The 15,481-nt window shown below is 63.8% G+C and carries 12 protein-coding genes; 6 read left to right on the forward strand and 6 right to left on the reverse strand.

The features are described from left to right. Together K206_RS39280 and K206_RS0125735 are read right to left on the reverse strand one after the other, a co-directional pair. On the reverse strand, window positions 1–807 hold an 807-nt coding region (locus K206_RS39280), incomplete at its 3' end, for a cation-transporting P-type ATPase (RefSeq protein ID WP_255359650.1). Between the two features lies 1 nt (window position 808). Continuing rightward, the gene (locus tag K206_RS0125735; RefSeq protein ID WP_020205257.1) at window positions 809–1,639 is read right to left on the reverse strand and encodes a universal stress protein; all 831 of its coding nucleotides are present in this window, start codon (window positions 1,637–1,639) and stop codon (window positions 809–811) included. Window positions 1,640–1,967: 328 nt separating this feature from the next. On the opposite strand from K206_RS0125735, the gene K206_RS0125740 reads away from it, so the two are divergent. The 5 genes from K206_RS0125740 to K206_RS41845 all read left to right on the forward strand — a co-directional run bounded on the left by K206_RS0125740 (window position 1,968) and on the right by K206_RS41845 (window position 10,049). Then, complete coding sequence (locus K206_RS0125740; RefSeq protein WP_020205258.1) at window positions 1,968–2,954, forward strand: HlyD family secretion protein; 987 nt, start codon at window positions 1,968–1,970, stop codon at window positions 2,952–2,954. Window positions 2,955–2,958: 4 nt separating this feature from the next. Next, on the forward strand, window positions 2,959–5,745 hold the full coding sequence (rbbA, locus tag K206_RS0125745) for a ribosome-associated ATPase/putative transporter RbbA (protein ID WP_020205259.1): 2,787 nt from the start codon (window positions 2,959–2,961) through the stop codon (window positions 5,743–5,745). A 15-nt stretch (window positions 5,746–5,760) separates the two neighbouring features. Continuing rightward, entirely contained in the window at window positions 5,761–6,888 is a 1,128-nt protein-coding gene (locus K206_RS0125750; RefSeq protein ID WP_020205260.1) for an ABC transporter permease, read from the forward strand. Between the two features lie 80 nt (window positions 6,889–6,968). Further along, a complete protein-coding gene (locus K206_RS0125755; protein WP_020205261.1) occupies window positions 6,969–8,432 on the forward strand; it encodes an efflux transporter outer membrane subunit in 1,464 nt (487 codons plus the stop codon). 408 nt (window positions 8,433–8,840) lie between these two features. Continuing rightward, window positions 8,841–10,049 (forward strand): tyrosine-type recombinase/integrase, encoded by a 1,209-nt coding sequence (locus tag K206_RS41845; protein WP_231401679.1) that lies wholly within the window; start codon window positions 8,841–8,843, stop codon window positions 10,047–10,049. Between the two features lie 217 nt (window positions 10,050–10,266). Here K206_RS41845 and K206_RS43105 read toward each other — a convergent pair whose 3' ends face one another. Beyond that, on the reverse strand, window positions 10,267–11,295 hold the full coding sequence (locus tag K206_RS43105; protein ID WP_144195994.1) for a hypothetical protein: 1,029 nt from the start codon (window positions 11,293–11,295) through the stop codon (window positions 10,267–10,269). Window positions 11,296–11,956: 661 nt separating this feature from the next. On the opposite strand from K206_RS43105, the gene K206_RS41850 reads away from it, so the two are divergent. Continuing rightward, the gene (locus K206_RS41850) at window positions 11,957–13,123 is read left to right on the forward strand and encodes an inovirus-type Gp2 protein (protein ID WP_081651507.1); all 1,167 of its coding nucleotides are present in this window, start codon (window positions 11,957–11,959) and stop codon (window positions 13,121–13,123) included. Window positions 13,124–13,160: 37 nt separating this feature from the next. On the opposite strand, the gene K206_RS0125775 is transcribed toward K206_RS41850, so the two are convergent. The 3 genes from K206_RS0125775 to K206_RS0125785 are packed head-to-tail and all read right to left on the reverse strand — an operon-like array spanning window position 13,161 to window position 15,469. Then, window positions 13,161–13,622: a chromate resistance protein ChrB domain-containing protein gene (locus tag K206_RS0125775; protein ID WP_020205264.1), complete on the reverse strand. Its 462-nt coding sequence runs from the start codon at window positions 13,620–13,622 to the stop codon at window positions 13,161–13,163. Window positions 13,623–13,633: 11 nt separating this feature from the next. Next, window positions 13,634–14,245, reverse strand: coding sequence for a superoxide dismutase (locus tag K206_RS0125780; protein WP_020205265.1), 612 nt, complete (start codon window positions 14,243–14,245; stop codon window positions 13,634–13,636). Between the two features lie 18 nt (window positions 14,246–14,263). Further along, window positions 14,264–15,469: a chromate transporter gene (locus K206_RS0125785; RefSeq protein WP_029044092.1), complete on the reverse strand. Its 1,206-nt coding sequence runs from the start codon at window positions 15,467–15,469 to the stop codon at window positions 14,264–14,266. Window positions 15,470–15,481 lie beyond the last annotated feature (12 nt).

Here is a 15,481-nt window from a genome sequence, read left to right on the forward strand (position 1 = left end):
CTCGAACACCGTGGCCGGCGCCTGCTCGGCCAGGGAGCGGGCGATGCCGCCGAACATGGCATGCGGGCCGGTCAGCACCACCACCACGCTCGCGCTGCCGCTGACCACCGCGGTGCCCATCAGCACCATGTTTTCCAGCGTGCCCGGCTCGGTGCCGGCGGTGCTGTCCAGCGCGAACTTCTCCACCGGCAACGACTCCCCGGTCAGGGGCGCCTGGTTAACGAAGAGATCCTTCGAGGCCAGCACCCTGGCATCGGCCGGCACGAGGTCGCCGGCGGCCAGGTGGACGATGTCGCCCGGCACCAGTTCGCCGATCGGCAGTTCACGCGTGGCGGGCGGATCGGCCGGGCCGGCCCGGCGCTGCGTCGCCGCGGTGGTATGCACCATGGCGCACAGCGCCGCCGCCGCGCGCCCCGAGCGGCGCTCCTGCACGGTTGCCAGCCCGACGCTGAGCAGCACCATCACCGCGATGACGGCCGCGGCATCGAAATTGCTGATGCTGGCCGACACGATCGCCAGCACCAGCAGCAGCACGTTGAGCGGATTGAGCAATTTGAGCAGCAGCTCGAGCGCGGCCGCGCGGGTGTGCTGGCGCTCGGCCTGGTTGGGGCCGTAGCACTGCAGGCGCCGCGCGGCTTCGTCCTCGCTCAGGCCGTCCGGGCTGGCGGCCAGTTCCTCCAGCAGCACGGCAGCCGGCACCCTGGCCGCGCGCAGCAGCGCCTGCGGGATGCCGCCGGAGGTGGCGGCATCCGGCGCGGCCGGCGCACCGCCGGGCACGGCCCCGCACGCATCTGGTCCGCGTTTCATTTCAGTGCGACATCAGCACTGGCAGCGTCATGCTCGACAGCATGGTCCGCGTCACGCCGCCCAGCACCAGCTCGCGCAGGCGGCCACGGCCATAGGCGCCCATCACGATCAGGTCGGCATTGAGCTCCGCCGCGCGCGACAGCAGCAGCTCGCCGATCACGGTGTCCGTCCCTTCCGGGCACTGCTCGGTATCGGCGTCGATGCCGTGATGGCGCAGCGCGGCCACCGCATGGCCAGGGGCGCTGGCGTCCGGGCGCGCCGGCGCGCCCTGCGCGCAGAACACCCGGGCCTGGCCGCCGGCGAGCAAGGGGATCGCGTCGTGCAAGGCGCGCGCGGCCTCGCGGCTGCCATTCCAGGCCAGCACGGCGCGCGTGCCGGGCACCTCGAACGTGCCCGCGAACGGCACCACCAGCGCGGGCCTGCCGCTGTCCAGCACCAGCGCCTCCAGGAACTGGGTCGCGACGAAGCTGTCCGGATCCGACGGATCGTATTGGCCGGCGACGACGAGGCCGGCCTCCCGCACCTCGCGCAGCGCCATCATGAGGGGGTCTCCCTGCACGGCGCGCCATTCGGCTTCCAGGCCCAGTTCGCGGGTGACCTCGTGAAAACGGCTGCGCACCGCCTCGCGCGCGTCGTCGCGCCGCCGGCGGTCTTCGTCCACGTAGGCCGGCGCGCCTTCCATCAGATAGAACCAGGAGACATCCGGCACGAAGCTGGCATAGAGCCCGATCAGCCTGGCGCGCTGCGCCACCGCCAGACGCGCGGCCATGCGCAGCCGCTCCAGCGCGCGCGGGCTGGTATCCAGGTGAACCATGATGCTGGCGTATTCCATGACCTTCCTTGTGGTTCGGGAACCGGGTCCCCGGGGGTGAGAGATTCCGGGCCGCCGCCGCCCGCGATCGGGAGGGATCGGGGCAGCCCTGGCCAAGCCTTGATTGAGTCTACCTGCTCGCCATTGCCGCAGAAGAGGTGCCACCGTTGCCGGCTTGCGCTAGATCAAGCCTCGGAGCGGCCTCCGGGATAACATTCCAGTCACCCGCGCCCGTCGCCCCACGGATCCCTGCTTCCCGATGTCTGTGCTTCCCGATCTGCCCCTCGTGCCGGCGCCCCGGCGCCTGAATCCCTCCCCTGACGCCCGCGCATCCGGAGCGCGATAAGCGATGAAAATCAAGCGCGGCTGGAGTATCGCGGCACTGCTGCTGGCCATGTTCGCCGCCGGCGCCCTGTGGTGGCTCGGCGCCCGCCGCGATCCGTGGCCGCCGTATCTCGTTCACAGCAACGGGCGCATGGAGATCGGCCGGCTCGACGTGGCCGTGAAATACGGCGGCCGCGTGGTCGACCTGCCGGTGCGCGAGGGCGACACGCTGCCCGCCGGCGCCGTGGTCGCCCGCCAGGATGACGCCGAACTGCAGGCCCAGCTCAACCTGGCCACCGCCGCGCGCGAGCGCGCCGTGCAGGCCGCGTCGCGGGCGCAGGCGGAAATCGATGCGCGCGCGAGCCGCCAGCGGCTGGCGCGGCTGGAGCTGACCGAGGCGGCCAAGCTCTACCAGGACAGCCAGATTTCCGCGGTGGAGCGGGACCGCCGCCAGCTTGGCCTGGATGGCGAGAGCGCGGGCGTGGCCGGCGCGCGCGCCGCGCTCGGCGAGGCCCGCGCCGCGGTGGTGGAGGCCGATGCCCAGATTGCCCGCCTGAAGATCCTGCTGGACGACAGCGTCATCCATGCGCCCGTGGCGGGCCGCGTGGAGTATCGCGTGATCGAGGTCGGCGCGGTGCTGCCGGCGGGCGGCCGCGTGGTGTCCCTGCTCAATCTGGCGGACATGTACTTCACGGTGTTCCTGCCGGCCGGCGCCGCCGGCAAGCTGGCCATCGGCGATGAGGCCCGCATCGTGCTGGACGCGATGCCGGACGAGCCGATTGCGGCGCGGATCGGCTTCGTCGCCGCCGAGGCGCAGTTCACGCCCAAGTACGTGGAGACCGATGCAGAGCGGGCCAAGCTGATGTACCGGGTCAAGCTGCAATTGACGCCCGAGGTGGCGCAACACTACGCGGCGCGGCTGAAGGCCGGCATGACGGGCGACGGCTTCGTGCGCCTGGACGCCGCCCAGCCCTGGCCCGCCGCGCTGGCGTTGCGCAAGCAGCCAGCCTGACGCCGTGGCAAACCCGCTTCCCGGCGCGGCCGCGGCCATCCGCATCGATGGCCTCTCGCACCGCTACGGCGCCAGCGTGGCGCTGGACGACGTGTCGCTCACGCTGCCCGGCAATACCACCATCGGCCTGATCGGCCCCGACGGCGTCGGCAAGTCGACCTTGCTGGGCGTGATGGCCGGCGTCAAGCGCATCCAGCAAGGCAGCGTGTCGGTGCTGGGCGCGGATCTGCGCGAGCGCCGGGCGCGCGAAGCGCTGTTGCCGCGCGTGGCCTTCATGCCGCAGGGGCTGGGGCGCAACCTGTACCCGACGCTGTCGGTGGTGGAGAACATCGATTTCTTTGCCCGGCTGTTCGGCCTGGACGCGGGCGAGCGGCGCCGGCGCATCGGCCGGCTGCTCGCGGCCACCGGCCTTGCTCCGTTTCCGGACCGGCCCGCGGGCAAGCTCTCGGGCGGCATGAAGCAGAAGCTGGGGCTGTGCTGCGCGCTGGTGCACAACCCCGACCTGCTGATCCTCGACGAGCCCACCACGGGCGTGGACCCGCTCTCGCGGCGCCAGTTCTGGACGCTGGTGGACGACCTGCGGGCCGAGCAGCGGAACATGACGGTGATCGTCGCCACCGCGTATATCGAGGAGGCGCAGCGCTTCGAGCATCTGGTGGCCATGGACATGGGCAAGGTGCTGGTGTGCGACCGCACCGCCGAGGTACTGGCGCGCGCCGGCACCAGCGACCTCGAACAGGCTTACGTCTCGCTGCTGCCGGCCGCGCGGCGCGGCGACGCCACGGGCCTGGCGATGCCGCCGCGCCCGCCCGACGACGGCGAGCCCGCCATCGAGGCGCAGGGCCTGACGCGGCGCTTCGGCGACTTCACCGCGGTGGACAACGTCAGCTTCCGCATCGAGCGCAGCGAGATCTTCGGCTTTCTCGGCTCCAACGGCTGCGGCAAGACCACCACCATGAAGATGCTGACCGGGCTGCTCGACGCCACCAGCGGCACCGCGCGGCTGCTCGGCCAGACCATCGACGCCGGCGACATGCGCACGCGCATGCGGGTGGGCTATATGTCGCAGGCGTTCTCGCTCTACGAGGAGCTCACGGTACGGCAGAACCTGGACCTGCACGCCCGGCTCTACCGCATGGAGGGCGACGCGGCGCGGCGCGCGGTGGCGCAGGCGCTGCTGGATTTCGAGCTGGAGCCCTGCGCCGACGCGCAGCCGGCCGCGTTGTCGCTCGGCATCCGCCAGCGCCTGCAACTGGCCGCGGCGTGCCTGCACCACCCGGAAGTGCTGATCCTCGACGAGCCCACCTCGGGCGTGGACCCGGGCGCGCGCGACATGTTCTGGCGCCACCTGGCGCAGCTTTCGCGCCAGCAGCGCGTGACCATCTTCGTCTCCACCCACTTCATGAACGAGGCCGCGCGCTGCGACCGCATCTCGTTCATGCATCGCGGCCGGGTGCTGGCGGTGGGCACGCCGGCGGCGCTGCAGGAAAGCCGCCACGCGCACACGCTGGAGGATGCCTTCGTCAGCTACCTGGAGGAAGCCGAGCGCCCGGCGCCCGGCGCCACCACGGCCACTGCCACCGCCGCCGTCGCCGCCGCGCCGGCCTTGCCCGTGCCGCCGGCACCGGCAGTGCCGCCGGGCGGCAGGCGCGCGGCCGGGCCGGGCGGCTCGGCGCTGGCGCGCACGTGGGCGTTCGGCCGGCGCGAGGCCATGGAACTGGCGCGCGACAAGCTCAGGCTCGCGTTCGCCATCCTCGGCCCCATCGTGCTGCTCTGCGCCGCGGCGTGGAGCGTGTCGTTCGACGTGGAGAACGTGCGCTTCGCCGTGCTGGACCGCGACCAGAGCTTCGCCAGCCGCGAGCTGGCGGCGCAGTTCTCCGGCTCGCGCTACTTCGTCCGGACGGCGGCGCCGCAAAGCGGCGCGGAGGCCGAACGGCGCCTGCGCGCGGCGTCCGACATGATGGTGATCGAGATCCCGCCCGGCTTCGAGCGCGACCTGCTGGCCGGCCGGCGGCCGCAGGTGGCTTTCCGCATCGACGGCTCCAGCCCGTTCCCGGGCGCGACCACGCGCGCCTACGTCAGCGGCGTGCTGCTGGCCTATGCCGATGCGCAGATGCGCGCGCTGCCGGCCCGCCCGGCGGCGCTGCCGGTGTCGATCGAATCCCGCTTCATCTACAACCAGGAATTCCGCAGCATCTACGCCATCACGCCGGGCATCGTCATGCTGGCGCTGATCCTGATCCCCACCATGCTGACCGCGCTCGGCGTGGTGCGCGAAAAAGAGATGGGGTCCATCACCAACCTGTATGCCTCCCCGGCCAGCGTGGGCGAATACCTGATCGGCAAGCAGATGCCCTACGTGGCGCTGGCCATGATCAGCTACCTGACGCTGGTGGCGCTGGCGATCGTGCTGCTTCAGGTTCCGCTCAAGGGCTCCTTCCTCGCCCTGTCGCTGGGCGCCGCGCTGTTCGTGCTGGCCGCGACCGCGCTCGGCCTGCTGGTGTCGACCTTCGTGCGCTCGCAGGTGGCGGCCATCTTCGGCACCGCCATCCTGTGCCTGATCCCGTCCGTCAACTTCTCCGGCCTGCTGTATCCGGTCTCCACGCTGACCGGCAGCAGCTACTGGATCGGCCTGGGATTTCCGTCGTCGTGGTTCCAGCTGGTCAGCCTGGGCAGCTTCACCAAGGGCCTGGGCGCGGGCAGCTTCGGCACCATGTACCTGGCGCTGCTGGGCTTCGCGCTGCTGTACCTGGCCGGCGCGCGGCTGCTGTTGCGCAAGCAGGAGGCCTAGGCGGGAGATGCCGAGATGAACCAGTGGTGCAAGAACGTGGCGCGGCTGTGCGGCAAGGAACTGCGCAGCCTGTCGAGCGACATCACGCTGATGGTGCTGATCGCGTTCGCCTTCACGCTGGCCGTGCATTCGGTGGCCAGGGGCATCAAGGCGGAGGTGTCGAACGCATCGGTGGCCATCGTGGACGCCGACCACTCCGAACTCTCGCGCCGCCTGCGCAACGCGATCCGTCCGCCCTATTTCAAGACGCCGGTCGACGTGGACAGGCACGCGGTGGACGAGGAGATGGACCGCGGGCGCTACATCTTCGCCATCGAGATCCCGCCGCGCCTCGAAGCCGACGTGCTGGCCGGCCGGACGCCGGCGGTGCAGGTGCTGGTGGACGCCACGGCCATGACGCAGGCGGGGCTGGGCGCGGCCTACCTGCAGCAGATCTTCACGCGCGAGGTGCTCGAATTCCTGCACGCCCCGGACGCCGAGGCCCAGCTCCCGGTGCGCGTGGAAAGCACGGTCATGTTCAACCCCAACACCGAATCGCACTGGTTCACCTCCACCATGCAGATCGTGGTCAACATCACCGTGCTGGCCATCATCCTGGTCGGCGCGGCGGTCATCCGCGAGCGCGAGCACGGCACCATCGAGCATCTGCTGGTGATGCCGGTGCGCGCCAGCGAGATCGCCGTGGCGAAGATCCTCGCCAATGGCGCGGTGATCTTCGTGGCCTCCCTGCTGTCGCTATGGCTGGTGGTCCACCTGTGGCTGGAAGTGCCGGTCTCGGGCTCGCTGGGGCTGTTCGCGCTGAGCACCGCGCTCTACCTGTTTTCCGTCACGGCGCTGGGCATGTGGCTGGCCACCGTGGCGCCGTCGATGCCGCAGTTCGGCCTGCTGGCGGTGCCGACCTACGCCGTGGCCTACCTGCTGTCCGGCGCCGCCACGCCGGTGCAGAGCATGCCGGCGGCGATGCAGCATGCGGTGCAGTTCCTGCCGACCACCCAGTTCGTCACCCTGACCCAGGCCATCCTGTTCCGCGGCGCGGGCCTGGACGTGGTCTGGCCGCAGTTGCTGGGGGTCACGGCCGCGGGCGGCATCTTCCTGGCGCTGGCGCTCACGCGCTTCCGCTCCATGCTGACGCAGCAGGGCTAGGCCATCATGCCCTGTCGCGCTCCCCCTGCCGCGCTCCCCGTTTCCCGGGCATGCACACACAACGCAAGCGGACTCCTGCCTTGAACACCAGCACCGGCACCAGCACCAGCACCAGCATCCATACCCGCACCGGCCCGGGACCTGTCCTCGCCGGCGTCATCGCCTGCTGCATCGCCGGCCTGGCCGGCTGCACGACGGTAAGCGTCGCCGTGCCCGACGGCATCGCCGTGCCGGCCGCGTTCACGCAGGCCCCTGCCGCCGGCGCGCCGGAAGCAAAGCAGGACCTGTCGCAGTGGTGGCGGAACTGGGACGACCCCGCACTGACGCAGCGGGTGACCCAGGCCCTGCAAGCCAATCCGGACCTGCGCGCGGCGCAGGCGCGCGTGGCCGAAGCGCGCGCCATCGGGCGGGCAGCCGATTCGGCGCTCTACCCCACGCTCTCCGCGCAGGCGCAGGCCGCGCGCGGCGTGACCGACCTGCGCAGCCCGGCCGGCCTGCCCGACATGTCGCCGGGCGTGGAAGGCTACCTGGCCGGCGCGACCGTGGCCTGGGAGGCCGACATCTTCGGCGGCCGCCGCAGCGACGCGCAGGCCGCGGCGGCGATCGCGCTCAGCGCCGAGGCGCAATGGGGCGGCACGCGCCTGGCGATCGCCGCCGACGTGGCCGAAAACTACCTGGCGGCGCGCGGCCTGCAGCGCCGCCTGCAGCTGCTGGACCGCAGCACCGCCACCGTGGCGCAACTGCTGCGCTACACCCGCGCGCGCCAGGCCGCCGGCCAGGCCCTGGCGTATGACATCGAACGCGTGAGCGAGCAGCTCGGCGCGCTGCAGGCGCAGCGGCCCATGCTGCTGAACCAGATCGCCATCCGCGAGCGCCGCCTGGCCGTGCTCGCCGGCGAAGCGCCCCAGCGCGCCGCCGCGCTGCCCGCGCCGCCGCCGTTCTTCGTGCCGCCCCCGCCCGCCGGGCAGATACCGTCCGAGGTCATCCAGCGGCGGCCCGACGTCCGCGCCACCGCCGCGCTGGTGCAGGCGCAGGCCGCCAGGCTCGGCAGCGCCAAGGCGGACATGTTCCCGCGCTTCTACCTGACCTTCCTCGGCCAGGACGGACGCCTGCACCTGGACGGGCTGCCCGCGCTGAGCGGCACCGGCGGATTGCTGGGCGTGGGCGTGCAATTGCCCATCTTCACCGCCGGGCGCATCCAGGCCGGCATCGATGCCGCCGACGCCCGCCTGCAAGCCGCGCAGGCGAGCTACGACACCACCGTGCTGCGCACGCTGGAAGAAGTGGACAACGCCTACAGCCTGCGCCACAGCCTCGACCAGCGCGGCGCCACACTGGATGCGGTGGTGGCCACCGCGCGGCGCAACAGCGAAAGCGCCGTGCGCCTCTACGAAAGCGGCCGGCGCACGCTGCAGGACGTGCTGGATGCGCGCATCGACGCGCTCCAGCGCGAGGACGAGCAGATCCAGGCGCAGACCGGCCAGGCCATCGCCACGGTCCAGTTGTACCGGGCGCTTGGCGGCGGATGGCCTGCGGGGGAGTGACGGACGCGAGCGAATGCGCGGTGGCGCGCGCTGGCCGTGTCGCATACGGCCAGGCCAGCGTTGCGAAACGCCGGGTCGCTGCCAGCTTGCGGGTATGGAGGAAAGGCGGAGGAAGGTCCGGGCAGCCGACGCGATGGGTAGCACTGGCGATGAGCAGACCGGTGTAGCCAGTTGACGGGCCACAAAAAACAAAACCCCGGAAGACCGCGATCTTCCGGGGTTCTGCCGCCATTACGATTTGTAGTGGCGGAGACGGAGTCTGCCAAATACCGATCCAAGGCAGTTCAACGGCATCCAATATTTCTCAATAAATTCAATAGCTTGCACCGTCCCTCCGTCCAATGTACGCTAGCATCTTCCAACCCCATCCAACGTTTCCTGATGGGCTGAATGATGGGCCAGAATTCGATGCTAACCGACAAACAAGCAAGAGCACTCAAGCCAAACGACAAGCCTGTCTTCGATGGGAAAGTCACTGGGCTACTGCTGACACCAGCAAAATCCGGCTGCAAATGGACTCTGCGCTTCACCAGCCCGACGACAGGCAAACGACGCGACGCGGGTCTTGGCACCTATCCCGAAACGTCAATTGCAGAGGCACGCGAAAAGGCGCTCGCCATGCGCAAGCTCATCGACAATGGGGAAGACCCCATCGACCAGCGGAACCGAGAACGCGAAGCCGCCGCTGTTGTCGCGGCGGCCCTCACTTTCGAGAAAGCGGCCCGCCAAGTGCATGAAGAACTCAAGCCTGGCTGGAAGAACAAGAAGCATGCAGCGCAATGGATCAGCACGCTCGAAACCTATGTATTTCCGAAGATAGGAGCAAGAAAACTGGATGCGATCACGCCCGCGGATTGCGCCGATGCCCTGCGTCCGATCTGGCTGTCGAAGGCTGAAACGGCTGGTCGCACCCGACAAAGAATGCACGCCGTCATGCAATGGGCCTGGGCACATGGCCACATCGCGGCAAATCCGCTTACCGTTATCGACCACATCCTGCCAAAGCAATCGGGAAAGAAGACCCACCAACCTGCCATGCCGTGGCGGCAAGTTCCGACGTTCGTCTCTCAGCATCTCAAGGAGATTGATGCTGGCGACAGCACGCGCATGGCCCTCCTGTTCCTGATCCTCACCGCGACACGCAGCGGCGAGATTCGCGGTGCGACCTGGGCTGAGTTCGATCTACGTAATCGCGTCTGGAGCATTCCAGCGGATCGGATGAAAGCTGCCGAAATGCACCGTGTGCCACTGTCGGAAAAAGCGGTCTCGCTACTCGAAAGGATAAAGGAACGTCAATTGCACGATACGCTAGTCTTTCCCTCCCCGCGGGAAAAGATACTTAGCGACATGACCCTCACAGCATTCCTTCGTAGGGCCAAGGCCGAAAGCGATACCCCCGGCCGCTTTGCTACGGCCCATGGATTTCGATCAAGCTTCCGCGACTGGGCAAGTGAGCACGGCTACGCGCGCGATCTTGCAGAGCGGGCACTTGCACATACCGTCGCTAACAAAGTTGAGGCGGCTTACCATCGCACGGACTTACTGGAGCAGCGGCGGCCGCTGATGGAGTCGTGGGCGAACCATGTCTACGCCTCGGTGGCTCCCACAGAATCATAATCCCCAGGTTCGGACAACACTCCCCTTGCTCCTCCATCGCCGCAGCTATAGGCCAACAGAGTAACTGTCTAGCTACAAACAGTTCACAAGCTTCATCTCCAGAACAGTAGCCATTACGGTCTCCGACTACAAAAACACTTACACCAACCGGCCAATACAATCAACAATTGATATTCGACCAATGAAACTAAAAAACGGCCTTGATATACCTACAATACTATTTTTTTTGCCGCGATATCCGCTCGACTTGTTTAGGCTTGACTATCCTCCGACCACTCCAGAATCGTCGATCACCATTCAATACCTTCGCTCTAAAATAAAATTCAGGCTCCGTCAATATTACGACAAATCTTAATGCCATCTCACCATTCATCTTTCCACACTGAATGTGGTCTCGCACATAGAACTCCACCGTCCCGAATACCGGCAGCACCTCACGAGAAGCCATTTCTATTAATCTATCAAAGAGCCAAATGACATTATTTTTTGTAAACAACAAAACCTCAATATAATACCTGCCACCTTCATCTTGCTTCAAGAAGATTGCGTGCCCAAGATATTGATCTCTCAATTCATGTTTTAGATTCCTAGCCAAGCCGTTTCGTAATCTTCGCATGGCATCATAAATCTGCACCGCCAATCCTTTGAATTGCAGTCGATATACATGCAAGCCTTCATGAGACATAACTATCGTACTTGTCAGTCGCAGCATGCTACTCTGAACTTTTTCCGCAGCTTTCCGCCAAGAATTGATCTCCCGCACAAGCTCCTTTGACTTTGCCTCCCGCTCAAGAGCTTTATCAAAATGGTCATACAAGGATCGGCGAGTCTCCTCGCAATCCTTTAACCTAGCCTTGCGATCCATTATAAGTTTCGGCACCGCAAGACGCCGGATATCTTTTGGATCATTTCCGTACACACCTTGGCTACCGGCCCATTCCAAAATGACATCCACACACAAACGAAAATATGGATGGCGACACTCCCGATGATGATTCACCGAAATCTTCACCACTTCATTGAGAATATCCTCAGAAAACACCAAGCCCACAAAATTCTCAAGGTCATAATTTCTCGAGTAATTCACCACATCATTCTCAACCTTAAAAATTGACCTCCTGCCTCTACGGTATTCAATTATCAGACCGGCAATCCATACCGATATTCCTTTGACAGTCCGAATAAATCGATCCGCATCTCTCCCCCAGAACTCCTCCACCTGCTCAATGCTCGGCTTTCCCAGCATCAGTTTATACTCCACTCCATTTAAAAACCCTCGCAAAAATCAATACTTCATTTCAGCAAATACCCAACGGGTACGTAGCCCTGCAAATTCTGCTCGGAGCACAGCAAAGTATCGAAAGAATTATTAGGTTAGCACGAAGTGGTAGCAGAGTTGGTAGCAGCAGCATCGTATACTTGGTTCTCAGTGGGCTTCTAGTTAGTTCTGATGAGCTATTTGTTAGTTCATCAGAGATATAAAGTTAGTTCCCAAGCTAGCAAACTCGTTGGGAAGCACCGCACCCGATGCTACTGTGGAACCCCATGTCTCCATCAGGACTGCATGCGGGATGCTTGATGCCCCTCGGGATCTAGCGAAGACTGATAGCAGCGAGACTGGACAATTCGGAAGAATATGCCTGAGGCACAAGAGCCACAATAACGAAGGATGTTCACGACCAAGCTCCAGTAATGACTGGTCGTCCATCACCCTCCAATTTAGGAAAGTAATAAGGTAGCAGAGAAGTAGTATAGCAATGGAGAAATGGAGAAGTAGCAGAGAAATAATAACTCAACAAGGCAGCATGATATAGCAGCTCCAACAGTACCGGCAAGAATGAGCTGACTCGAAGTCGCCAACATGTTCCCTTTGATTGACCACCAGAGAACCTGATAAGGACGCGATCATGCTGAACTCAACAATCGACATACCCGATATACTCAGAGTCAACCATACTCCAACATGGGATGTCATCGAGGTAGAGGATGTACCAACCATATGGGAAGTTGGAGAGTACAGCAAACTGTTCAAGAAGCTTGTGAGCTTCCTCGAAGCCGTACTCTATACTCAGGACAAGGCCTATGTAATTCAGGAACGACATGGTCGACGGTCAGTAAAGGAGTGCTCAAAGCTGGCAACCCACTTCCGTCACTTCGGTTATCTGCATAGCGTGCTCTTTGAGCACTATGTCTACACGCCGGATATTGAGCTATTCCGTCGCTGCCATATAACCCACCCTGGAATTGGAGCTTGCTTATTTACTAGTCCTCGACGGTATGTCGCTGACGGGCGCATGGAGGCCGAGGTATTCGATGAGTTCATTGCGTACCTACGCGATGAAGCCATCCGATTGGGAATCAAGAAAGAGCTCCACGACTGGCGGTACGGACAGACAAGCATACAGCGAGAGCTCATTAAGGCTTACCTTCGTACTATGCCGATCCGAACGACGAAGCTCCTGGCTGTCCGTTGTGAACTGCAATACAGGGAAGAGGCAGTTACTGAGGAAGATATTGTCTTTCGGGAGGCCTTCGGTACTCACATGGGCATCGAGCGCTCTCACATTCACGATAAATACAGGGCCGAATATCGAGGTCGAATCGACATCAAGGAGGCCATGAATCATCGGAAGCGCTTCTTCTCCAACCCTCATGGGAAAGATGCCGAACTCTTCAAATATCTCATTGGCTATGTCTGGAAGATCGAACAATCGACAGCCATTCATCACCATGTCCTGCTCATTTTCGATGGCCAGAGGGTTCGAGATGATATTCAACGCATCGAACACGTGTTCAATCGGTGGGAGGCGATAACCGGTGATGCCGGGTATGGTCACAGTACTCACTATCGGAAGAAAGTGCTGATCGATCAAGGTCGGTGGGACTTCGGAAACATTGACTGCCGAGATACCGCAGCGCTCGAGAGAATGATCGACAACGTTGCCGAGTACTTCACGAAGGACGGCCAACTTCTTCGTGTAAAACCCAGTCTCAAAGCACGCGCGCTGACGATGGGCCGTGCGATAAAAAAGCGTACTAAAGGGCCTGGGCGCCCTCGCTCGACTCCTTGCTGATCAGATACTGAGCCACTGCCAATGCCTCCAAGTGCTTTCATACGGACATTCTTGGTGGCCACACATGTGTCTCCGCCTGGCAGCTTTGACACCACGCATATAGCGCGTCGTACATCACCATGCCGTGTTCAAGCATTTCATGGTCGTCGGCGAAAACGTGAGACAGTCCCAATGAAATCGCATAGAGCCCGCTGGACTGCGGCGTCAGGTCCAGCCGTGATGTATCCGCGCCGCGCACGACTCCGGCCATTTGCTGCAGGGCCGGATCACCACCAAGGTTGTACTTGGCGAGGAAGGCATCGAAGCTGCAAAGCTCGCCCACATGCGTAAGTTCGACACCGGGGATGTCATAGGGAACTGCGCCACTCTCGTTGGCGATGCGCAGGACATCCCCGGCCTGCACGTACAAGAAGTCCGGTGTTTCGTCGATAAAGCGCGCGATCAGCCAAGGACAGGCGATACGATCGATCTTGGGGCGCTCCCGCGTAATCCATTGCATGACAGCCTCCGCTAGTTTGCGGGATGAACAGCTTGCTGCTGTAGGGCCGCCAGACGGTCGGCCACGTGTTTCCAGTGGATGTTCTGCATGAACGCGTCCACATAGGCCGCTGCCTTGGCGCCGTAGTCCATCTGGTAGGAGTGCTCGTACATATCGAGCGCCAGGATGGGTGTAGCACCTGCGAGCGTATGGGCGTGATCCGACGCCCACTGGTTGACGAGGCGCCGGTTGCGCGGCGAGTAGGTGAGCAATACCCATCCCGAGCCGCCGCCAAGCGCCTTGCCCATTGCCGTGAATTCGGCTTGCCAGCGTGCGAGCGAACCGAAATCGCGCTCGATAGCGGCCTTCAGATTGCCTTCCAGCGGCCCACCATCACCTAGGCTGTCGAAATAGACCTCATGCAAGATCATCGAGTTTGTGGCGAGCAGTTCCTCGCGCTTCAACCCATTGAGCACGAACACGGGCGAGGTCGCCGCATCCATGACAGCAAGCTCGGCCGCAATGGCGTTAAGTCGCTTTACCGCACCACCATAGTTGTTCTCGTAGTGACTGACGATCAGTTTCTCGGACAGGCCAGGCAGCCTGGCTGAATCGCATGAGAGCGGTGTCATCTGGTAAATCATGGCGTCTCCTGTGGCAAGTCAGTGATGCAGCAGCGGATAGGCCACGAGCCCGATCAAGGCAGCACCCGCAACGATCATGGGCTCGGACAGCTTCTTGAACTTCAGCAGCAGCGCAACGGTGACTAGCGCCAGCAGCACGGTGGGAATATCGACGATCGAGCGCTTGGCGAGCACGATGACCGCTCCTGTAATGGCACCGATGGCCGCTGCGGTAACGCCATCCACGAACGCCAGGATGCCCGGCAGCTTGCCGTACTTCTTGAAGTACGGCGCCGGCAGAATCGTGAAGAGGTAGCACGGCAGGAATGTCGCAGCCGCTGCCACGCAGGCGCCTGGCAGGCCCGCGACCAGATAGCCAATGAAGCCGACGGTGATGACGACCGGGCCAGGCGTGATCATTGCCACCGCCACGGCGTCGACAAACTGCTTGTCGTTCAACCAGTGGTGTTCCGTCACCACACCGCCGTACAAGAACGGCACGATGGCGAGCCCCGAACCGAAGACGAACGCGCCGGCTTTGGCAAAGAACACACCGATCTGCGAGAGCAGAGGCCAGTCCACAGTGCTCAGCAGGTTGCTCGCCGCCGGCAAGGGCATTGCGGCTATCGCATTCAGCTTGCCTTGACGCAGCCACTTGGGCGGCGCACGCCAAAACCAGACCAGCACGCCGGCCGCGAGAAACAACCAGGCCACCTCCGACTCCGTAATGACCGTCACTGCGGTGAGAACCAGGTAGATGAACCACAGCAGTTTGTCTTTGCCCACGCTCTTCTTGGTCAGCTTGTAGGCACTGATCGCGATGATGCCGATGACGGCCGCACCCACGCCATAGAACACCGACTGCATCCACGTCAGCCCACCGAAGCGCACGTACGCCCAGCCGAGCGCCAGCACTATCAGGAAGGATGGCAACACAAAGGCGATCCCGACGAGCGTGGCACCCAGGATGCGGTAGTGCACATAGCCAAGATAGATCGCCAACTGGGCCGCCAGCGGCCCTGGCGCCAGTTGTGCCAGCGCGATGCCCTCCTTATAGTCGGCATCGGTGATCCACTGCCGCGCATCGACCAGGTCACGGTGCATGTAGCCGGCGAGGGCCACCGGGCCGCCAAAGCCCAAGGTGCCAAGCCGCAGGAAGTAAAGCACCAGTTGCCGTAGCGTGTATCCGGGGCGCTTCTGAGTTGACTGCGCCGAGGAGGTATCGGTTGGTTGGGGCGAGTTCATCGTCAGCCTTGA

It is taken from the genome of Cupriavidus sp. WS (genome assembly GCF_000395345.1).
Taxonomy (GTDB): Bacteria; Pseudomonadota; Gammaproteobacteria; order Burkholderiales; family Burkholderiaceae; genus Cupriavidus; species Cupriavidus basilensis_B.

Excerpts from the sequence above, each read along its gene's own strand:
- K206_RS43105 (WP_144195994.1), bottom strand. The coding sequence starts at position 11,295 with ATGCTGGGAAAGCCGAGCATTGAGCAGGTGGAGGAGTTCTGGGGGAGA.
- K206_RS41845 (WP_231401679.1), top strand. The coding sequence starts at position 8,841 with ATGCTAACCGACAAACAAGCAAGAGCACTCAAGCCAAACGACAAGCCT.
- K206_RS41850 (WP_081651507.1), top strand. The coding sequence starts at position 11,957 with ATGCTGAACTCAACAATCGACATACCCGATATACTCAGAGTCAACCAT.
- K206_RS0125780 (WP_020205265.1), bottom strand. The coding sequence starts at position 14,245 with ATGATTTACCAGATGACACCGCTCTCATGCGATTCAGCCAGGCTGCCT.
- K206_RS0125785 (WP_029044092.1), bottom strand. The coding sequence starts at position 15,469 with ATGAACTCGCCCCAACCAACCGATACCTCCTCGGCGCAGTCAACTCAG.
- K206_RS0125740 (WP_020205258.1), top strand. The coding sequence starts at position 1,968 with ATGAAAATCAAGCGCGGCTGGAGTATCGCGGCACTGCTGCTGGCCATG.
- K206_RS0125735 (WP_020205257.1), bottom strand. The coding sequence starts at position 1,639 with ATGGAATACGCCAGCATCATGGTTCACCTGGATACCAGCCCGCGCGCG.
- K206_RS0125775 (WP_020205264.1), bottom strand. The coding sequence starts at position 13,622 with ATGCAATGGATTACGCGGGAGCGCCCCAAGATCGATCGTATCGCCTGT.
- K206_RS0125750 (WP_020205260.1), top strand. The coding sequence starts at position 5,761 with ATGAACCAGTGGTGCAAGAACGTGGCGCGGCTGTGCGGCAAGGAACTG.